This window comes from Rhizobium sp. KNZ2-6A, from assembly GCF_056755475.1.
This window is the reverse complement of sequence record NZ_JBNDIC010000038.1, coordinates 50602-71494: the sequence shown is the minus strand read 5'-3', so window position 1 is coordinate 71494 and position 20893 is coordinate 50602. Positions and strand designations below refer to the sequence as shown.

Below are 20893 nucleotides of genomic sequence, written 5' to 3'. Positions count from 1 at the left end.
GGTCTTGTAGATGTCCATCTCTGGCTTGACGTGGTCGAACAGCGTGCCGCCGACGAAATAGCCGTCTTCATAGCCCTGCAGCTTGAAGCCGCGGCCGTCGACGACCAGCTTGGCGCCTTCTTCGACGCCGCGATCGATCAGGCCGTTGACGCGGTTATAGGCATCCTTGGTAACGAGCGGGCCGAGATCGGCCTTGTCGTCGGTATAGGGACCGATGCGCAGGGATTCGATCTTCGGCACCAGCTTCTCGACGAGGCGGTTCGCCGTCTCTTCACCGACCGGCACCGCGACCGATACCGCCATGCAGCGCTCGCCGGCCGAACCGTAGCCGGCGCCCATCAGCGCATTGACGGCCTGGTCCATGTCGGCGTCGGGCATGATGATCATGTGGTTCTTGGCGCCGCCGAAGCACTGGGCGCGCTTGCCGTTCATGGCAGCCGTGCCATAGACGTAGCGGGCGATCGGCGTGGAGCCGACAAAGGAAACAGCGGCGATATCCGGATCGGTCAGGATGGCGTCGACGGCGGCCTTGTCGCCGTTGACGACGTTGAGGATGCCTGCCGGCAGGCCGGCTTCGATCATCAATTCGGCGAGGCGGAGCGGCACGGACGGATCGCGTTCGGACGGCTTCAGGATGAAGGCGTTGCCGCAGGCGATCGCCGGGGCAAACATCCACATCGGGATCATCGCCGGGAAATTGAACGGCGTAATGCCGGCGCCGATGCCGACCGGCTGGCGGATGGAGTACATGTCGATCGCCGGGCCTGCGCCTTCGGTGAACTCACCCTTCTGCAGGTGCGGGATGCCGCAGACGAATTCGCAAACTTCGAGGCCGCGAATGACGTCACCCTTGGAATCTTCGACCGTTTTGCCGTGCTCCTTGGAGAGCAAGGTGGCAAGCTCATCCATGTTCTTGTTCAGAAGCTCGACGAACTTGAAGAAGACGCGGGCGCGGCGCTGCGGATTGGTGGCCGCCCATTTCGGCTGCGCGGCCTTGGCATTTTCAACCGCGGCGCGGATTTCCTCGACGCTGGCGAGCGCGACGGTCGCCTGCATTTCGCCGGTTGCCGGGTTATAGACCTTGCTGATGCGCCCGCTCGTGCCGGCGACGTGCTTGCCGCCGATGAAATGACCGATCTCACGCATGGATGTGCCTCCTCGTTTTTCTTCGATGGTGACAGGATCGCACTTCAATTTGCACAAATCAATGAGCTGTTATAAGCAACCGTTGTGCAAAAATTAAAGCCCTGGATGTGCAAATTGGATATGTGAATGGATTGGGATGACGTCCGCATGTTTCTCGCCGTGGCGCGAACCGGGCAGATCCTGGCGGCCTCGAAGCGGCTGGGGGTCAACCATGCGACCCTCTCGCGGCGCGTGACGACGCTGGAAGAACGGCTGAAGACGCGGTTGCTGGTGCGCCGCACCAATGGCTGCGACCTGACTGCGGAGGGCGAGATTTTTCTGCACGCGGCGGAGCGCATGGAAACCGAGATGCTGCGCGCGCAGGCGAGCGTCGGCCATCTCGACAGCGCCATAACAGGCACGGTGCGGATCGGCGCGCCCGACGGTTTCGGCGTGTCCTTCCTCGCGCCGCGGCTCGGGCGGCTGATTGCGCGTTATCCGGAGCTGCGCATCCAGCTCGTGCCCGTTCCCCGCTCTTTTTCGCTGTCACAGCGCGAGGCCGATATCGCAATCACGCTGGAGCGCCCGGAGCAGGGTCGGCTGGTCTCGTCCAAGCTGACGGACTACACGCTTGGCCTCTACGCCTCGAAAGCCTATCTGGCGCAGGCCGGATTGCCCGACAGCGTCGAAGCGCTGAAGCTGCATCCTCGCATCGGTTATGTCGAAGACCTGATCTTCACCGCATCATTGAATTTCTCAGGCGAGATCATGCGCAGCTGGGACGCTTCCTTCGAAATCTCCACAGCCATCGGCCAGACGGAAGCGGTTCGCTCCGGCGCCGGTATCGGCATCCTGCACGATTATATCGCCAGGCAATTTCCGGAGCTCACCCGCATCCTGCCCGATGTCTCCATCAAGCGGGCCTACTGGACGACCTATCATGAAAGCGCCCGCGACCTCGTGCGCGTGCGCACCGTCGCGGATTTCCTGCAGGAACTGGTGAGCGAAGAGCGGAGAATGTTCTTGTGATGCGGAGTTTGCGGAATCGCGCCCATGACTCGGAGCGCCTTGCTCCCGCAAACCTCATGGCATCAAGCTGGTCCACCATGACGGCGCATGTGGCAGCACCGGAGCCGCTGCATGCTTGGGCGGCTCCTCGTTCTCATCCGGGTTGGGAACGGGAATCTCATCCGGCAGTCTGTCGGGTTCCGGCTCTTCGACCGGCGGCTTCGGCATCCAGCCCGGCTCCGGTATCGGGGGCGACTCGGGGATCGGCTCGTTCGGTACAGACATGCCCGCTCCTTTCGTCTCGTTGCCGATAAGAACACAACGACGAGCGATAGGGACGGTTCCAAGATAAATTTCTGCATTTGCCCAGGCCCTCCACATCCGGCTGCATGCCCTTGCTGCTGGACAAAGACCAGGCAAGGCCTAGTATTTCAGACAGAGATCAGGGAGCCAGGACGATGAACGACAAGAAACAGCAGAAATTGAGCGAGAAAGAGCGCAAGGAACAGGACGATTACCTGGAGGAAGCGCTGGAAGAGACCTTTCCCGCAAGCGACCCGATATCGCCAGGCCACGTGTCGAAGAAGCCGGAAGACAAGAAATAGGTTTCTGTGGCTGAAGGGTCAGCTGTGCATAAGATGACCGTGGGGAAAGAATGGTACGGTTGGGGGGTCTCGAACCTCCGACCTCAGGTGCCACAAACCTGCGCTCTAACCAACTGAGCTACAACCGCACATGCTCGCGTCGCCGCGAACGGGGGTGACATACGAGGACTTTAAAATTATTTCAAGTCCTATCTCCCCGCAATATGAAAAAGCTTCGAAGATATCCAGACGATGATGCGCCAACATTCGTCGAAGCAAAACCCATCCGGCTGCCGAAATAAAAAGTCCCGCCCCAGGTTTTCACCTGGGAACGGGACGTTCGCGCCTTGGGAGGCTTATCGGAAATGATCAGGCCTTGAAGGAGGACATTGCCTTTTCGGCGGCGTCCTTGGCGGGCTTTGCCAGCTTCTCGGCAACCTTCTTGGTCGTGTCCTGAATGGACTTGGCCTGCTCGACGGTGACTTCGGCCTGCTTGCGGATGAAGGCGGTCTGAAGTTCGAAGAGTTCGGCAACGGACTTGACGCGAAGCAGGGCTTCCATGTGGGCGAGCGAGCTTTCGGCATTGGTGCGCAGAACGTCGATTGCCTTGAGGCCGATTTCCACAGAGCCAGCCTGTGCGGTCTGCACGGTTGCTTCAACCGTCTTGCCGGCTTCCTCGGTAGCAGCCTTCAGCTTTGCGAAGGCGTCCTTGGACTGGGCAGCGCCCTTTTCAGCGAAGTCGCGGAAGGTTTCGGAGAACTTGGACGGATCGAATGCAGCCGTTGAAAAAACGTCGTCTTTCTTTACAGTAGCCATGATAATGCTCCTAAAAAGGCCCTCTCTGAGGCGCCCGTGAACCTGTGTGAGGCTTATATAATATAAAAAATTGTGCAGTGCAATATATTTTGTGCATCGCACAAGGCGTTAACCTTTCCGGCCGAAAAATGGGGCCTTCGCTGGACCGAAAAGCGGGGCGCCGTTATTAATAAACCATTAAAGCAAGAGAGGCGATCACGCCCGCAAAACAGGTTGGAAAATGCCCGCAATTCAATATCCGTTCATTGACATTGCCGTGCATCCCCGCGTTCGGGAGCGTTTCGCACGCGGTGAAGCCATGGTCATGTTCTCGACCGGCATGGACCGCGTCCTCTGGGCCAATGGCGCCGGTGCCAACCTCTTCGGCTATGACGCTATCTATGATTTTGTCGAACAAGGGCCGAAATCCGGCGACGTCTCGTTCCGCCAGATCGAGGCAACGGCGCGCGGCCTCGGCGCGGTCGGCCAGCAGCGCACATTCCTGATCCGCATGGCCTCGGGCTTCCAGCGGGCAGTGGTCAATGCGGCCGTCGAGATCATCCGTATCCAGGCCGGCGAAGAGGCGGTGCTGTTTTCTTCTCCGGTCTCATCGAAGCCGCTGGCATCGGCCGAATGCGCCAGGCGCATGATCGACGGGTTCGACGATCCCGATACGCACATGGCCGTCATCGGCCGCGACGGCGACGTCATCGCCGCATCCGCTGGTTTCAGTACGCTCGGCGTGACGCCGCAGACGGCGCGGATGCTGACGACCATGGCCGGCGCCCAGCCGGACCGGCTGATCAAGCGGCCGATCTCGACCGGTCATGGCTATTTGCCCGCCGCCATCGGCAAGCTGTCGGAAGTTCCGGCCCTGCATCTCCTGTTCGTGGTCGAGGCCGCGATGGGCCGCCTCGATTCAGCGGAGGACCGCACCGAAAAGGCAGGCTCGACCGTATCTGCCGTGGCTGAACCGCAGACGGAAGGGGTGCGCGAGGAGCTCGAGGCGGCGGATGAGACCGCAAAGCCAGCCGAGGACGCGCCCTTCGGCGATGTCATCGAGGCCGTGGCCGATATCGAGGAACTGGACGAGCCGTCGGAATATCGCGCCGACGAGCAGCAGGAAGCGGCGGCGCATGCGGAAAGCGCGGGCAAAGATGCGCACGCACCGGTGTTGACCAATGGCGCAAACGACGCGAATGACGAAGCCGCCCTTCATGGCGGGAAGCCGCAGGAACAAGCCGCAGTCAGCGACGAAGAGCCTGCCAAGGATGCTCCAGCGGAAGCGCGTGTTGAGCAGCCTTTATCGGAAAGCTCCAACGACGAAGATTACCCTGCCGAAGGCTTCGCCTTCCAGCGCAACGGGCGCGCCACGCGTTTCGTGTGGAAAATCGATGCGGCGGGCCGTTTCAGCGAAGTTTCCCGAGAATTCGCCGATGCGGTTGGTCCCCATGCAGCCCAGATCGCGGGCGCGGCCTTCGCCGATGTCGCCCAGCGGTTTAATCTCGACCCGGACCGCAAGATCACGGAATTGCTCGCGCGGCGCGACACATGGTCGGGCCGGACGATCTATTGGCCGGTGGAAGGCACGAGCCTGATGGTACCGGTCGATCTCGCCGCCCTGCCGACCTATACGCGCAGCCGCGAATTCGACGGTTTCCGGGGCTTTGGCGTCGTGCGCATTGCAGACGTGATCGACGACCCGGTGAAACGCGGTATGGATCTGGGTCAACAGGACGCGCAGGACACGGCACCCACCGCCGATTCGTCAGCGGAAGCGGAGGTGGTTTCGGAGGAGCTGCAGGCTCCCGAGCCCGAGATTCCGGGGCCGATGGAAGAGGTGGAGAGTTCGGCGCAGGACGCGGCGGAAGATGTTGCCGCCGAGCACCACGAACCGCCTGTCCTGCGGATCTCCGAAACGCCGAACCGGCGCGAATCGGACAAGGTGGTTCGCCTGCACGAACGCCGGACTTTGACGCAGGCCGGTCTTTCGCTGAGCGAGCAGGCTGCCTTCCGAGAGATCGCGCGACAGCTCGAGCCCTTTGGCAAGCGCACGGAACCGCCCACGGAGCAACCGCACGACGAGCGGCACGGGGACGATGCCGGTGCCGCCCCGCAGCCGAATGCGGCCGACGAGATCCTGTCCGATATGGCGGAACCGACCGAGGGAAGCGACCACGCCCAGGACGAACCGACAGCGGCTCCAGTCGCTGAAGAGGATGCATCCGAACCGGTCGAGAAGCTGGTCGAGGCCACGGAAGGCGACAGCGTGGGAACGGGCGACCGCGCTCATACCGAAAGTCCGGCCGCTTCCGCCGAGCCGGAGGAGGATTTCGATCCGCTTGACGTCCTGAACACCGCTATTCCGCCGCGCGTGAAGATGCGCACGGGCCTGTCTTCCGAGATTGTCGATCAGCTGCCGCTTGCGATCCTTATCCATGCCGGCGATCGCCTGATCCACGGCAATCCTGAATTCCTGCGGCTGACCGGCTATGAGAACCTCGACGATCTCGAGCAGATCGGCGGACTGGACGCGCTGCTACAGCGCAACGACCTGGAAGGCAAGACCGAACAGCCCGGCACGATGATGGTCGTGCGCGCCGACGACGCGCTGGTGCCGGTCACGGCGCGGCTGCAGTCGATCCGCTGGGAAGACGGCACGGCATTGATGCTGGCGCTGATGCTGGTGGAAAGAAGCGAGCCGCTGGCACCGCCGCCGCCCGTTCCCGAGGAAGCACGCCCGGATCGCATCGTCGAGAAGGTCGCGAAGCTGCAGGTGGAGATCGAGGAGCTGCGCTCGACGCTGGAGACGGCAACGGATGGCGTGATCATCATCGGCCAGGAGGGCGAGATCCGCTCGATGAACCGGTCGGCAAGCGCCCTCTTCAATTACGATGACCAGGAAACGCGCGGCAAACCCTTCGTCATGCTGTTTGCCCACGAAAGCCAGAAGGCGGTGCTCGATTATCTCGGCGGCCTTTCAGGCCATGGCGTCGCCAGCGTGCTCAATGACGGCCGCGAAGTGATCGGCCGCGAGGCGTCCGGCGGTTTCGTGCCGCTCTTCATGACCATGGGCCGGCTGAATTCCTCGAACGGCTACTGCGCCGTCATCCGCGACATCACCCAATGGAAGCGCACCGAAGAGGAGCTGCGCAATGCCAAGCGCGCCGCCGAAACCGCCAATGCCCACAAGACGGACTTCCTTGCCCGCGTCAGCCATGAAATCCGCACGCCGCTCAACGCCATCATCGGCTTTTCCGACATGATGGCCGGCGAGCGCTTCGGGCCGATCGGCCATTCGCGCTACGTCGAATATGCGACGGATATCGGCCGCTCCGGCCGCCATGTGCTCGACATCGTCAACGATCTCCTCGATATCTCCAAGATCGAAGCCGGCGAGATGGACCTGGATTTCGCCGCCGTCGGCCTCAACGAGGCGATCACCGAGGCGGTGTCGCTGGTGCAGCCGCAGGCCAACAGCCAGCGCGTCATCATCCGCACGGCACTGTCGCAATCCGTGCCGAATGTCGTTGCCGATCTGCGTTCGATCAAGCAGATCGCGCTCAACATCCTCTCCAACGCCATCCGCTTCACGCCGTCGGGTGGCCAGATCGTGGTGTCGACTGCCTATGAAGGCAATGGCAGCGTCGTGATGCGGATCAGGGATACCGGTGTCGGCATGACGCGCTCGGAGCTTGAGCAAGCGATGAAACCCTTCCGCCAGGTGGCCACCAATGCCCGCAAGCGCGGTGACGGCACCGGCCTCGGCCTGCCGCTGACCAAGGCCATGGTCGACGCTAACAGGGCGACCTTCTCGATCAACTCGGCCCCGAACGAAGGCACGCTGGTCGAGATCACCTTCCCGTCGCAGCGGGTGCTGGCGAACTGAGACAATCCCGACTCGCTGTCAAAACCAGAGATCGCGCACGCATCGGCCGTCAGAAGGAAGGTCTTCGAATGTGTGCAGGCCATCAAAATGATCGATCGGCAGGTCTGCGACGAGATCCGGTGGCGCCAGCCGCAGGTTGACCGTCATGCGGCGGCGGCCATCATGCTGAAGCCGCAGGCCCCGCCAGCTCAAGACGCAGGCGCAGGACGGGCAGAACAATATTTCGAGGGACGGCTGCTTCTCCGCGCGGGTATAGGAAGCGGTCTGCCCGGTGACGGAAATCCGCTCCCCTTCGTAATCATAGGCCCATAGGGCTCCGTAACGCCGGCAGAGCGTGCAATTGCAGGCCGTGATCGAGCCTGGATCGCCCTTGAGGGTCCAACCTGCCTTGCCGCAATGACATGAGCCGATCAGCATGGGTACGCCGCTCCATTCCGCTACCTGGCCGAAGGCGGTATTCTGCCCAAGGGGAGACGAACCTTCAACCTTCATTTGAAGGGACGGTATCATGGCAAAAACACCGATTCCGTTAGGAAACGAATACAGTCCAGCCAACGCCCAAAGCGGCAGATGCCAATAGGGTCGATATCACCGACATCTTCAGGCGAAAGATGGCGATGGCGGCAAGCAAGGTCAGCACCAGCGAGGGCAATGAAAGCGAGAGCAGAACGGGCACATCCATCGTCCACGAGCCATACGTGAAGCTTGTGGTCTTACCGAACAGCACATGAAGCCCGAACCAAATCGCGAGGTTCAGGATGACGCCGACCACAGCCGCCGTTATCGCTGACATGGCACCGGTCAGCGCAACATTCCCGCGCATCTTCTCGATGAACGGTGCGCCCGCGAAAATCCAAAGGAAGCTCGGCAGGAACGTGACCCATGTTGTCAGCACGGCGGCAAAAGTTGCCGCCGCAAGAGGCCCGAGGGTGCCGGGATTACGATAACCCGCCAGAAACCCAACGAACTGCGTGACCATGATCAGCGGTCCAGGGGTCGTTTCCGCCATTCCCAGACCATCCAGCATCTCGCCCGGCCGCAGCCAGCCCAACTGCTGTACCGCCTCCTGTGCGACATATGCCAGCACGGCATAGGCGCCCCCGAAGGTTACGATTGCCATCTCGCTGAAGAATATTCCGATTTTGGAAAAGACGTTGTCGGGACCGAGCGTAATCAGGAGAGCTGCGACGGGCGTGAGCCATGCGGCCAGCAGCGCACCCGAGATCTTCAAAGACCAGATGAGGTTTGGCCGAGCATGCAAGGGGATCTCCTCACCAAGAACAGAATCCCTATCCTCCAGGATTGCCCCAGAGCCGGACTTGTGCCCGCCGCCTACCTTGAAGGCCGCGATCCCTCCGCGGGCGGCGAGGTAACCGATAAGTCCTGCCCCAATGATGATCAACGGAAACGGAATGTGCAGCAAAAAGATTGCGACGAAAGCAACGGCTGCCAATGCAACCATAGCCCTGCTTTTGAGGGCTCGGCTACCGATGCGGAAGACGGCCTGGATTACGACCGCGAGCACGGCGCATTTAAGCCCGAAGAACAACCCTTCAATGAACGTCACGTTCCCGAACAAGACGTAGACGTAACTGAGTGCGAGGATCGCGAGAAAGCCTGGCAGAACGAACAGAATGCCCGCGATCATGCCGCCCAGGGTCCTGTTCAGCAGCCAGCCGATGTAGATGGCAAGCTGATGGGCTTCGGGACCCGGCAGCAACATGCAGTAGTTCAGAGCATGAAGGAACCTATGCTCTCCTACCCATTTCTTCTCGTCAACGACGATGCGGTGCATGACGGCGATTTGCCCAGCCGGTCCGCCGAAGCTTAGGGCGGCTACGCGGGTCCAGACCTTTATGGCTTCGCCGAGGGGAACGATATCCTGTTCAGCCGCGCTTGGCCGCGCGGCCGTGTTCTTTATGAGGTCGGTCATGTCACTCATACCTTCCTCGGGTTAGGCCAATTATGTGTCTCTTCCGTCGCGTCGCGGCACCAACGATAGAAGGCATCATACAATATCATGCCGGCTTCCAATTGCTCCAAGTCGTCGTTGAACATCCGCGAAAGCCCGAGCGAAGCAGCAAGCAGGCCGGATGCTTCAGGTGCCAATTCGGGCCGAGCTGTGTCAGCGCCACGAACGATGGTCGCAAGGTGAAGAAGGGGCTCGGTGCTGAGGCCGAACTCTTCGACCATGACATCGAAGGTGCACAGCTCGCCGCGATGGCTCCAGAAGACATCCTCGATATCGAATGGCGTTGCCTTGAAGCGGTCAGCGACAGCCGAAACTTCGATCGCCGGAACGAACAGGAAGATCGCTGACGGATCGACGAAGCGCCGGATCAGCCATGGGCAAGCGATGCGATCGATCTTCGGTCGTGCCCTTGTTACCCATACGGTCCGCCCCTTGTCATCGCGAGGGGGTAGCGTCTCCTCGGGGATCAGCGCGCCTTTGGCGCTCCGCCATGCCTCGAAACCGCCTTCGAGGACCTCCGCCTCCTTTCCGGAGATACGGAGATAGGCGGCAACGCCGTGAGCGAGTTTCTGTCCTTTCTGACAGAGGACGATGGCTGGCCCAGCCAGTTCGTTCGCCCAGTCGGTGACCGTTCGATAGTCACGACGCATCGAGCCAGGAATAAGACGCGGATCGGCAGCGAAATCCTCGTCAATGCGGACGTCGATGATCGTCGGCAGGTTGGGCGTGCCGATAATACGGTTCAGCTTGTCGGGTGTAATTTCCAGAAATGACGGCATAGCGCGTCCTCCGTTGGCTCGGGTTCCAGGACGCGATTCTTCAGCCGTAGCCTCGTGGGGTGATCGCAACCCCATGGATAATCATCTGCTTGACGTGCTGCAAATGTCAAGCCGGTTCATCAAAGTCTCTGCATCCATATCCTGGCGGCCTCGATGCTGTTCAGCATCTGCGCCCTCAGGCAGGGCAACCAAGCGCCGCAACCGCTGACGCATGACTTCGCCCGCACTGCTGGCCAGGAATGTTCGATGTATCGCTTCAGCATTAGCGATGACAAACTTAAACTCGGTCGCCTTTTGTGAGATAGTTCATCGTTGCGACCGACTATTCCGGTCGGTTATTGGACATATAAAGGGGGATCCAATGTCATCGGCGACTGTAGAAGCAGGCGTGGGCGAAGTTTCGCCCAATCTAGTGGTCGATGCGATGTTTGCGTGCCGAAAGACGGCCGCCATCGTAGCCGCTATAGAACTCGATCTTTTTACCTTGATTGGTGACGGCAGCAATGCAGCATCCTTGGCAGCCGCAACAAATGCAGCCGAACGAGGCGTGCGCATTCTGTGCGACTATCTCGTTGTGAACGGCTTTCTCACGAAAGCAGGCGATCAATATGCTCTGACCCCATCCAGCCGAGCCTTCCTCGACCGGCGTTCACCAGCCTATATGGGCGCGGCCATCGAATTCCTGGCCGCGCCGGAAATCCTCAAGCAGATCCTGGACGATCCGACCTCCTATGTCCGCAACGGCGGATCCGTTGGATTGGCAAACATGTCTCCGGACAATCCGGTGTGGGTGAAATTTGCTCGCGGCATGGGCTCGTTCACGGGCGGCAGCGCGATCAGCCTCGCCGCCGAAATGGCCAACTTGCCCATGCAGCCAAGGAAGATACTTGATATCGCCGCAGGGCATGGGCTTTTCGGGATCGAGATGGCGAAGGCTTTTCCTTCGGCCGAGATCGTTGCGGTCGATTGGGGCTCCGTTCTGGAATTGGCCAAACATAATGCGCAGCAATTTGGCGTCGCCGAACACTACAAGGTCATTCCCGGCAGCGCATTCGAAGTCGACTGGGGCACGGACTATGATCTTATCCTGCTGCCGAACTTCCTGCATCACTTCGACCTGGAAACCTGCGCCGGATTGCTTAGGAAGAGCCGGACAAGCCTGAGCGCCGGCGGCAAGGTGGTTGCTGTGGACTTCGTGCCGAACGACGATCTCGTCTCGCCGCCCTTCCCAGCCGCGTTCTCGTGGGAAATGCTGGCCAGCACGCCAAGGGGCGAGGCCTACACGCAGAAGGATCTGGCCGAGATGGCTAGGCGTGCCGGTTTTCAAAACGTGAGGGTAAAGCCATTACCACCATCGCCGGCGAGCTTGATATTCTTCGAGTAGCGGCACCCGGAATACCGGTCTCCTCTTGCCGGGAGATGCGGAGATGGCGACAAGGGGCTGCCGCCCCCTTGAGCCCGGTGACAGAAATTAATCCCCCTGAGCCCGCGTAGCCTTGCGCTTGGCCCTCGAATTCGGTTTGCCTGCTGGCGGGCCGCCGTCCTTCTTGGCGAAATTCGGCTTGCCGGGCTTCTTGGCCCAAGGCTTCTTGTCCGAGCGTTCGGAAACACTGCCCTCACCCGCATGCGCCCGTTCCGGCTTGCGATCGGATTTCCATTTCGGCTTGGGGGCGTCGTTCGAACGCGAACCCTTGTCGGCGAAGGGCTTCTTCTTTGCAAAGCCGCCTTCGCGCTTGGCCTGGAAATCCGGCATGCCGGCGAGCTGCTTGACGCGGATGCCGCGCTCGAGCGTCTTGTCCGGGCCGATGGCCGAGAGGAAGCGCTCGGCACCTTCAGGCGCAAGCTCGACGAAGGTTTCCTCGGGCTGCATCTTAATGGCGCCAATGTCGCGCTTGGTCAGGTTACCGTTGCGGCAAAGCATGGGGATAAGCCAGCGCGGCTCGGCATTCTGCTTGCGTCCCACGGAAAGCGATACCCATACACCATCGGTAAAGTCGTTCCGTCCCGCGGAGGAGCCCTCATCGCGAGGCGTAACCGGGAAATCGTCGCGTCGGGGCTTCTTGCGCTCGCCTTCGGCCGGCACGTCCTGCAGTTCCTCCGGCGCGGAGTGGCCTGCGCGGTATTGCCGCAGGAATGCGGCGGCAACCTGCTCGGCGCCATGGCGCTCCAGCAGCTGCTGCACGATTCCCTGCTCGTCTTCGGCAAGCGGCCCGGCAAAGACCGGATCGGCGAGAAGACGCTCATCGTCGCGCTGGCTCACTTCGTCGGCCGACGGCGGCTTTGCCCAGGTGGCGCGGATACGCGCCGCTTCCAGCAGGCGTTCGGTGCGACGGCGGGCGCTGAGCGGTACGATGAGGGCGCTGACGCCCTTGTTGCCGGCGCGACCGGTGCGGCCGCTGCGATGCAGCAGCGTATCCGGATTGGTCGGCAGATCGGCATGAATGACCAGTTCCAGTCCCGGCAGATCGATGCCGCGGGCGGCGACGTCGGTGGCGATGCAGACGCGGGCGCGGCCGTCGCGCATGGCCTGCAGGGCGTGCGTGCGCTCGTTCTGGCTGAGCTCGCCTGAGAGAGCAACGACCGAAAAGCCGCGATTGTTGAACCGCGCCGTCAGGTGATTGACGGCGGCACGCGTCGAGCAGAAGACGATGGCGTTGCGCGCTTCATAGTAGCGCAGCACGTTGATGATGGCGTTTTCCCTGTCGCTCGGAACCACGGTCAGCGCGCGATAATCGATATCAACATGCTGCTTGGCTTCGGAAGCGGTGGCGATGCGAACGGCATCGCGCTGGTAGTTTTCGGCAAGCTTGGCGATCGAGCGCGGCACGGTTGCGGAAAACATCAGGGTACGGCGCTCGGACGGCGCGGCTTCCAGAATGAATTCCAGATCCTCGCGGAAACCGAGATCGAGCATTTCGTCGGCTTCGTCGAGCACGACGGCGCGCAGTTCGGATATGTCGAGCGAGTTGCGGCGAATGTGATCGCAGAGGCGACCGGGCGTGCCGACGACGATATGGGCGCCACGCTCCAGCGTCCGCCGTTCCGTGCGCATGTCCATGCCGCCGACGCAGGAGGCGATCGTCGCCCCCGTCAGGCCGTAGAGCCATTCCAGCTCGCGCTGGACCTGCAGCGCCAGTTCGCGGGTCGGCGCGATCGCCAGCGCCAGGGGAGCGCCGGCGCGGCCGAAGCGTTCGGCACCATCGAGCAGGCTCGGCGCCAGCGCCAAGCCGAAGGCAACCGTCTTGCCCGAACCGGTCTGGGCCGAGACAAGGGCATCCTTCCCGGCAAGGCCGGGATCCAGCATGGCCTTCTGCACCGGCGTCAGCGTTTCATAACCACGCTTCGACAAAGCCTCGGCAATCGCAGGAGCGATGCCTTCGAATTCAGTCATCATCTATCCATCGGAATTCTTCGCACGCCAGCGGGCGGCGATCATCGTGGTTCGCACGTCGCGAACCTCTTCTTCAGGCGTGCACATACTTGTTCGGCAAGCCGATGTACAGAGCAGACGCGCTTTCACGCGAGGTGAAACGAAAAAAAGGCAGCGAACCGCGCTGCCTTTGAAGTTGATGCTGTCGAAAGCAAGCTCGAGTCGGTGAACTTCATGTCTCGGGAGCCGAGGCCGGCTCCAATCCGCTCCAGCTCATGCGAACGGTCTCAAGTTGGCCTTTACCTTTGACCAAGCTTTCTTAACGCGGGGTTACCAAAGAGGGGTCATCGTTTGCCCCTCAGTTTTAGGGACGGCCTCAGCTTTTAAGCTCTTCCAGCCCTGCAAAGAGATCCAGCGCCTCCGGATTGGCGAGCGCCTCCTTGTTCTTGACAGGCCGGCCATGCACCACCTCACGCACCGCAAGCTCGACGATCTTGCCGGATTTCGTGCGCGGAATATCCGTAACGGCGATGATCTTGGCTGGCACGTGACGCGGCGAAGCGCCGGTGCGGATACGGGTCTTCATCACCTTGACGAGATCCTCCGTCAGGGAAACGCCCGCGGCAAGACGGACGAAGAGCACGACGCGGACATCGTCGTCCCAATCCTGGCCAATGCAGAGCGCTTCCAGAACCTCGGGGATCTGCTCGACCTGATTGTAGATCTCGGCGGTGCCGATGCGCACGCCGCCAGGATTGAGCGTCGCATCCGAGCGGCCATGGATGATGAGGCCGCTATGCTCTGTCCATTCGGCGAAATCGCCGTGGCACCAGATATTGTCGAAGCGCTCGAAATAGGCCGCGCGATATTTGGCGCGATCCGGATCGTTCCAGAACATGACCGGCATGGAAGGGAAGGCCTTGGTGCAGACGAGTTCGCCCTTCTCGCGGCGCACCGGCTTGCCCTCGTCGTTCCAGACATCGACAGCAAGGCCGAGACCCGCCCCCTGGATCTCGCCGCGCCAGACTGGCTGCAGCGGATTGCCAAGTACGAAGCAGGAGACGATATCGGTGCCGCCGGAAATCGAGGCCAGCTGGATATCGTCCTTGATACCCTCATAGACGAAGGTGAAGCCCTCGGGCGACAGCGGCGAGCCGGTGGAGGTCATCAGCCTCAGGCTCGAAAGGTCGTGGGAGGTCTTCGGCGTCAGGCCGCTCTTGTGAACCGCGTCGATATATTTGGCAGACGTGCCGAAGACGGCGAATTTCTCTTCCTGCGCATAGTCGAACAGGATGTTGCCATCGGGCGCGAAGGGCGATCCATCGTAAAGGCAGAGCGTCGCACCGGCGGCAAGGCCCGTCACCAGCCAGTTCCACATCATCCAGCCGCAAGTGGTGAAGTAGAAGACCTTTTCGCCGGGCACGACGCCGCAATGCAGGCGGTGCTCCTTGATCAGCTGCAGCAAGGCACCGCCGGTGGAATGCACGATGCATTTCGGAACGCCCGTCGTGCCGGAGGAAAACAGGATGAACAGCGGATGGGAGAAGGATACGGGCTCGAACTCGACCGATTTCGCCGCGAAAGGCGTGACCAGATCATCAAGAGTTCGGGCATTCGGGGTGGCCGCCACGACCGCCTCGGCACTGCCGGCATAGGGCACGATGACAGTAGGCGCATTCAGGCGCTGTGCGATGGCGCTTACCTTCGCGGTGACGTCCTGCAGCTTGCCGCCATACCAATAGCCGCTGCAGGCGATGAAGAGCTTCGGCTCGATCTGGCCGAAACGATCCATGACGCCCTGCTCGCCGAAATCCGGAGAACAGGAAGACCAGATGGCGCCGATCGATGCGGCCGCCAGCATGCAGGCGATGGTTTCGGGCATGTTCGGCATCATGGCCGCCACGCGATCTCCCTTGCCGATGCCCAGGGCACGATAGGCCTGCTGCAGGCGCGATACCATCGAGGCCAGCCGGTCCCACGACCAGCGATCACGCACCTTATCCTCGCCCCAGAACACCAGCGCAACGCCCTCGCCGCTCTTCGACAGCAGGTTTTCGGCGAAATTCAGCTCGGCATCGGGAAAGAAGCGCGCCTCGAGCATAAGGTCGCCGTTGATCAGCGCCCTCTCCCCGCGCTTGCCCTTCAGGCCGCAGAAATCCCAGACTTCGGTCCAGAAGCTTTCGCGCTCGGCGATGGACCAGGCGTGAAGCCCGGGAAAATCCGACATCGAAAGGCCAAAACGCCGGTTGCATTGCTCAATGAAGACAAACATCGGGCTCTGGCGACGAAACTCCTCCGACGGCGTCCAGAGCGGCTGCTGATCCTGCATATTTCTCCTCCCGCTTTTTGCTCTTTATAGCGATGCTGCAGCGCATTATAAAATCACGGTGCTGCGGGTATTGCCAGTGTGTGATGTTTGCATCCGACAAACATTTCCTATATCCGGCAAACGCAGGCAGATTATCCCTATCAGTTCGCGAGTCCCCACGGGATCATGAGAGCTTCGAAAAACAATAAATGGTGGTTGACGATGCGATCGGCTTCTCGCTGGCTGCCTGCCGTCGTCCGCACGACCGGCATTATTCTTCTCACGATTCTCATTGTGTTCGCTGTCTTCAGAGCGACCGCGCCTTTCCTGATTTCCAGCGGGCTGGTGCGTTCCGGCATAGAGAAGGCGCTGTCGGAATGGACGGGATACCGGGCCCAGATCGACGGCGATCCGACGCTGGAATTCTGGCCGACGGCGCGCGTCACGCTCAACGGCGTGACCATCCGCGAGCCGACGCGAAACGGCAAGGTTCTGGGGCATGTCGACAGTCTTTCCGCTGATTTCTCGCTCTGGTCGGCCATTCGCGGCCATGCGCGCTTTCATGAATTTCATTTCCTGCGCCCGATCCTCTATATCCGCCGTGACGATAACGGCCTGATCGATTGGACGAATGAAGGACGTCTTTCCAAGGCGATCGCCCAGGCGGAAGCTTCTTCCGGCCAGGGCATATCGATGCGGAAGGACCAGGATGCAGCCATCGGCATGCTGACCATCGAGGATGGCAGCGTCGAAATGACCGACGCGCGCAGCGGCAACATCTATAGGCTGAATGGCGTCAATGCCGACATTTCATGGCCGCGGCTCTCGCAGGCGATGGCCGCCGTCATCCTCGCGCGCTTCAACGGCCAGGACATCAAGCTTAATTTCGATTCCTCGCAGCCGCTGCTGTTCTTCGCCGGCAAGAATGTCGACGCGAGGACGAGCTTCGCCTCGTCGCTGATCAGCGGGACCTATTCCGGCGTCACGAGCCTGTCTGACTTTTCAGCCTTTGCGGGCAATCTGGAGCTCAGCGTCCCGAATGTGCCCTCGTTCCTGGCCTGGAGCGGACAACACCTGCCGGCCGCCGATGCCCTCAAGAATGTTTCGCTCAGCGCCGATATTGCCGCGATCGAAAAAGGCCTGCGCTTCAACAATCTCAGTTTCAAGGTCAATGATTCCACGGCGTCAGGCATCATGGATCTGAATTATACGACGGCAGGCAAGCCGAAGATTTCCGGCACGCTCGCCTTCGACCAGATGAACCTCAATCCGTTCCTGGCCGCCTTCTCCATGCGCCTTGCCGCCGAGACCGCCATTGATGCGTTGCTCAACGGCAATCCGCTGCAGCGACTCGACCTCGACATGCGCCTGTCGTCGAACAAGGCGGCGCTCGGTCCCTTCCAGTTCGAAAATATCGGTGCCAGCCTGCTGGTGGCAGGCGGCAAGGCGAAGTTCGATATCGGCGACAGCGGCTTCGAGAGCGGTTCGCTGACCGCGCATCTGGAGGTCGCCCCTGGAGACTTCGACGGCGGCGGCAAATTGCAGATTTCAATCCGAAACGCGGATTTCGGCGGTCTCTTCACCCGCCTGAAGCTGATAGGCCCGCTGCCGATGCCGTCGTCGGGCTCGCTGGATCTCTCACTCAGCACCTCCAAGCCGATCTGGGTTGCAACGCTCAGCGATGTGGCCGGCACGCTGCATTTCAGTTCGTCGGCGGGCACGTTCCGCGAATTCGACATTTCCGACTTCCGGACGCTTGCAGCCGAAAAAACCTTTTTCCGGATGAGCGACATCGCCGACGCATCCTTCGACTTCGACAGCATCAATGTCGACGCAAGCTTTGCGAAGGGATCCGCTGAAGTGAAGAATGCCTCGATCGCCGGTCGCAATGAAACGATCTCGTTCAACGGTGTCGTTCCCTTCCGCACCAATGGCCTGGCACTTTCTGGCGCGATCGAAGCGACATCGCCCTCGGACGCGGACGAATTGCCGATGCTGCCTTTCTTCATCGGAGGCAGCTGGCCAAACCCGGTCGTGTCTCCGGTTGCGACGCTGCTGCAGAAGCCGGCACAGCCGCTGCAGCAGCAATAATCTCCAGGATTGTTTTTCGACCGTCGCGCCTCAGGCAGCGGCGGCTGCCTGCTCGTCCCTCTGACGCTGCACTTCACGGCGCTTCGTGACGATGGAGGCGCAGATGACGCCGACGGCGACGACACCAATCAGGATGGTGCAGATGGCGTTGATCTCAGGCGTGACACCGAGCTTGACCTGGCTATAGATCAACATCGGCAACGTCTTGGCGCCGGCACCGGATGCGAAGGTCGCGATCACCAGATCATCGAGCGAGAGCGTCAAGGCCAGCACCCAGCCCGAAAAGACGGCCGGAGCGATGATCGGTAGCGTTACCTCGAAGAAGGTGCGCACCGGCGGCGCGCCCAGATCCAGCGCCGCCTCCTCGATCGATCGATCGAAAGTCAGCAGGCGCGACTGCACGACGACGGCGACGAAGCACATGGTCAGCGTCGTATGCGCCATGACGATCGTCCAGAAGCCGCGATCGACACCAGATGTGACGAAGAGCAGCAGCAGCGACAAGCCGGTGATGACATCGGGCATGACCAGCGGCGCATAGATCATGCCGGAAAACAGAATGCGGCCGCGGAAGCGCGTATAGCGCACCAGCGTGATCGCCGCGAAGGTGCCGAGCACGGTGGCAATCGTTGCCGACAGGAGCGCGATGCGCACCGTCAGCCAGGCGGCATTCAGCATGGTGTCGTTGCTGAAGAGATGCACGTACCATTGCGTCGAGAAGCCGCCCCAGACCGTGACCAGCCGGGAGCTGTTGAAGGAATAGATGACCAGCAGCAGGATCGGCAGGTAGAGGAAGGCGAGGCCGAGCGTGACGGAGACGATGTTGAAGCGGGACCAGCGGATCATTTATTATCTCCCCTTCTCGTCGGCCTTGGCCTGGAAATGCTGGAAGAAGACGATGGGCACCACCAGCACCAGAAGCAGGATGGTCGCCACCGCCGAGGCCAGCGGCCAGTCGGTATTGCTGTAGAATTCCGTCCAGAGCACCTTGCCGATCATCAGGGTCTCGGAGCCACCGAGTAGGTCGGGAATGACGAACTCGCCGACGGCGGGGATGAAGACCAGCATGCAGCCGGCGACAACACCGGGAAGCGAGAGCGGAAAGGTGACGCGCCAGAAAGCACCGATCGGCGCGCAGCCGAGATCCTGCGCCGCCTCGATCAACGTGCCGTCCATCTTCTCCAGCGCGGCATAGAGCGGCAAAATCATGAAGGGCAGATAGGAATAGACCATGCCGATATAGACGGCGGTGTTGGTGTTGAGGATGACAAGCGGCTGGTGGATGATGCCGAGACCCATCAGCAGCTGGTTCAGGAGACCCGTCGTGCTGAGGATCGACATCCAGGAATAGACGCGGATCAGGAAGCTCGTCCAGAAGGGCAGGATGACCAGCATCAGAAGTGTCGGCCGAAGCGTGCGCGGCGCCTGCGCCATGCCATAGGCGATGGGATAGGCAATGATCAGCGTCAACAGCGTCGAAATGCCGGCGATCTGAAGGCTCTGAATGTAGGCATTCATGTAGAGCGGATCGCCGGTCAGCCATAGGTAGTTGTCGAACGACATGGTCTGCAGCTTGTCCCACCAGTCGCCGAAGCTGTCGCTCCAGGCAAACGATGGATCATAGGGCGGAACCGACAGCGCCTTCGTCGACAGCGAGATGCGGAAGACGATGAGGAAGGGCGCAAGGAAAAAGATCAGCAACCAGGCATAGGGAACGACGATGACGAGGCGCTGATAGATTAGGGAACCGAGCGCTCTCATGATCAATCCTTCAGCAAGACGCCGGCATTTTCGTCGAAGGAGACCCAGACGTTCTGGTCGTAGGCGAAAGGCTCTTCCACTGCGCGCACGGCGTTCAGTGACGAGGCCTTGACCACTTGCCCGTTCTTCAGCTTGACGTGGAAAACTGTCATGTCGCCGAGATAGGCGATATCCCATATCTCGCCTTCGGCGGCATTGAGGGATGCGTTGGCGGGCGGGCGCGGCGACACCCGAAGCTTTTCCGGACGAATGGCGAGGCTGGCGCGGCTTCCGGCCGACGGCATATCGCCGGCGGCGGTGCGCACCGCAAAGCCCGAATCGACCGATATCTCGACGATGCCTGATTGCGCCGAGGTGACGTTGCCGTCGAGGATGTTCACATCACCGATGAAGTCGGCGACGAAGCGGCAATTGGGCGCCTCGTAGATCTCGGCGGGGGTTGCCACCTGCACCACCTTGCCATGGCTCATGACCGCGATGCGGTCGGCCATGGTCATTGCTTCTTCCTGATCGTGGGTCACGACGACGAAGGTCAACCCCAGGCTCTGCTGCAGATCCATCAGTTCGAACTGGGTCTCTTCGCGCAGCTTCTTGTCGAGCGCGCCGAGCGGTTCGTCGAGCAGCAGCACCTTCGGGCGCTTGGCAAGCGAGCGGGCCAAGGCCACGCGCTGGCGCTGGCCGCCGGACAGCTGGTTGGGCTTGCGCTTGGCGAATTGCTCCAGCTTGACGAGCTTCAGCATCTGCGCGACGCGATCGTCGATCTCGGCCTTCGGCATGCCGTCCTGCCTAAGGCCGAAGGCTATGTTCTTCTCCACCGACATATGCGGAAAAAGCGCATAGGACTGGAACATCATGTTGACGGGGCGGCGATAGGGCGGCGTGCCGGCAAGATCTTGACCGTCGAGTACGATCTCGCCCGTCGTCGGCTGCTCGAAGCCAGCGAGCATGCGCAGCAGCGTGGACTTGCCGCAGCCGGAGGCGCCCAAAAGAGCAAAAAATTCACGGTTGTAGATATTCAGGGAGAGATTATCGACGGCGATGAAATCACCGAACTTCTTGGTCACGTTCTTGAAGGAAATATATGGCTTTGCCGAAGGGTCGATCCATGGAGCAAAGGAACGCCGGATATTACCGAGTGACTTCATATTTATCCCCAAATGAATGCCGGGCGGGCTTTCCTAAAGTATTTCCGCATTCCGGACGGAAAACCG

At 61.0% G+C, this 20893-nt stretch carries 16 protein-coding genes and 1 tRNA gene; 5 read left to right on the top strand and 12 right to left on the bottom strand.

The genetic code is table 11. The features are described 5' to 3' along the window. Window positions 1-1146: CoA-acylating methylmalonate-semialdehyde dehydrogenase (mmsA, locus tag ACPYOP_RS23460; RefSeq protein ID WP_481412675.1), on the bottom strand; the 1146-nt coding region annotated here is incomplete at its 3' end. A gap of 126 nt (window positions 1147-1272) precedes the next feature. Here mmsA and ACPYOP_RS23455 point away from each other — a divergent pair. Further along, complete coding sequence (locus tag ACPYOP_RS23455) at window positions 1273-2154, top strand: LysR family transcriptional regulator (RefSeq protein ID WP_481412674.1); 882 nt, start codon at window positions 1273-1275, stop codon at window positions 2152-2154. Window positions 2155-2208: 54 nt separating this feature from the next. On the opposite strand, the gene ACPYOP_RS23450 is transcribed toward ACPYOP_RS23455, so the two are convergent. Beyond that, window positions 2209-2418, bottom strand: coding sequence for a hypothetical protein (locus tag ACPYOP_RS23450; RefSeq protein WP_481412673.1), 210 nt, complete (start codon window positions 2416-2418; stop codon window positions 2209-2211). A gap of 173 nt (window positions 2419-2591) precedes the next feature. Between ACPYOP_RS23450 and ACPYOP_RS23445 the strand changes: the two genes are divergently transcribed. Beyond that, window positions 2592-2738, top strand: a complete 147-nt coding sequence (locus tag ACPYOP_RS23445) for a hypothetical protein (RefSeq protein WP_162943845.1) — start codon at window positions 2592-2594, stop codon at window positions 2736-2738. Window positions 2739-2789: 51 nt separating this feature from the next. On the opposite strand, the gene ACPYOP_RS23440 is transcribed toward ACPYOP_RS23445, so the two are convergent. Both ACPYOP_RS23440 and ACPYOP_RS23435 read right to left on the bottom strand, forming a co-directional pair. Beyond that, a tRNA-His gene (locus tag ACPYOP_RS23440) sits at window positions 2790-2866 on the bottom strand. Window positions 2867-3086: 220 nt separating this feature from the next. Next, entirely contained in the window at window positions 3087-3533 is a 447-nt protein-coding gene (locus tag ACPYOP_RS23435; RefSeq protein ID WP_481412672.1) for a phasin, read from the bottom strand. A 220-nt stretch (window positions 3534-3753) separates the two neighbouring features. Here ACPYOP_RS23435 and ACPYOP_RS23430 point away from each other — a divergent pair, with 220 nt between their 5' ends. Beyond that, window positions 3754-7401: an ATP-binding protein gene (locus tag ACPYOP_RS23430; protein ID WP_481412671.1), complete on the top strand. Its 3648-nt coding sequence runs from the start codon at window positions 3754-3756 to the stop codon at window positions 7399-7401. 18 nt (window positions 7402-7419) lie between these two features. Here the strand turns inward: ACPYOP_RS23430 and ACPYOP_RS23425 are convergent, their stop codons facing one another. From ACPYOP_RS23425 to ACPYOP_RS23415, 3 genes are all read right to left on the bottom strand, one after another. Beyond that, entirely contained in the window at window positions 7420-7818 is a 399-nt protein-coding gene (locus ACPYOP_RS23425) for a GFA family protein (protein ID WP_481412680.1), read from the bottom strand. 112 nt (window positions 7819-7930) lie between these two features. Next, a complete protein-coding gene (gene chrA / locus ACPYOP_RS23420) occupies window positions 7931-9343 on the bottom strand; it encodes a chromate efflux transporter (RefSeq protein ID WP_481412670.1) in 1413 nt (470 codons plus the stop codon). Continuing rightward, window positions 9340-10152, bottom strand: a complete 813-nt coding sequence (locus tag ACPYOP_RS23415) for a chromate resistance protein ChrB domain-containing protein (RefSeq protein WP_481412669.1) — start codon at window positions 10150-10152, stop codon at window positions 9340-9342. The genes chrA and ACPYOP_RS23415 overlap by 4 nt, the downstream gene beginning before the upstream one ends. Before the next feature lie 361 nt (window positions 10153-10513). Here ACPYOP_RS23415 and ACPYOP_RS23410 point away from each other — a divergent pair, with 361 nt between their 5' ends. Continuing rightward, window positions 10514-11536, top strand: a complete 1023-nt coding sequence (locus tag ACPYOP_RS23410) for a class I SAM-dependent methyltransferase (RefSeq protein ID WP_481412679.1) — start codon at window positions 10514-10516, stop codon at window positions 11534-11536. Window positions 11537-11623: 87 nt separating this feature from the next. Here ACPYOP_RS23410 and ACPYOP_RS23405 read toward each other — a convergent pair whose 3' ends face one another. Together ACPYOP_RS23405 and ACPYOP_RS23400 are read right to left on the bottom strand one after the other, a co-directional pair. After that, complete coding sequence (locus ACPYOP_RS23405) at window positions 11624-13543, bottom strand: DEAD/DEAH box helicase (protein ID WP_481412668.1); 1920 nt, start codon at window positions 13541-13543, stop codon at window positions 11624-11626. Window positions 13544-13898: 355 nt separating this feature from the next. Then, entirely contained in the window at window positions 13899-15851 is a 1953-nt protein-coding gene (locus tag ACPYOP_RS23400; protein WP_481412667.1) for an acetoacetate--CoA ligase, read from the bottom strand. A 165-nt stretch (window positions 15852-16016) separates the two neighbouring features. On the opposite strand from ACPYOP_RS23400, the gene ACPYOP_RS23395 reads away from it, so the two are divergent. Beyond that, window positions 16017-17921, top strand: a complete 1905-nt coding sequence (locus ACPYOP_RS23395) for an AsmA family protein (protein ID WP_481412666.1) — start codon at window positions 16017-16019, stop codon at window positions 17919-17921. Between the two features lie 30 nt (window positions 17922-17951). Here the strand turns inward: ACPYOP_RS23395 and ACPYOP_RS23390 are convergent, their stop codons facing one another. From ACPYOP_RS23390 to ACPYOP_RS23380, 3 genes are read right to left on the bottom strand one after another with little or no spacing between them, the layout of a single operon-like run. After that, window positions 17952-18767 carry an ABC transporter permease subunit gene (locus ACPYOP_RS23390; RefSeq protein ID WP_481412665.1) on the bottom strand — a complete coding sequence of 272 codons (816 nt, stop codon included), beginning with the start codon at window positions 18765-18767 and terminating at the stop codon, window positions 17952-17954. A gap of 3 nt (window positions 18768-18770) precedes the next feature. Beyond that, window positions 18771-19682 (bottom strand): ABC transporter permease subunit, encoded by a 912-nt coding sequence (locus ACPYOP_RS23385; RefSeq protein ID WP_481412664.1) that lies wholly within the window; start codon window positions 19680-19682, stop codon window positions 18771-18773. 2 nt (window positions 19683-19684) lie between these two features. Continuing rightward, window positions 19685-20827 (bottom strand): ABC transporter ATP-binding protein, encoded by a 1143-nt coding sequence (locus ACPYOP_RS23380; RefSeq protein WP_481412663.1) that lies wholly within the window; start codon window positions 20825-20827, stop codon window positions 19685-19687. Window positions 20828-20893 lie beyond the last annotated feature (66 nt).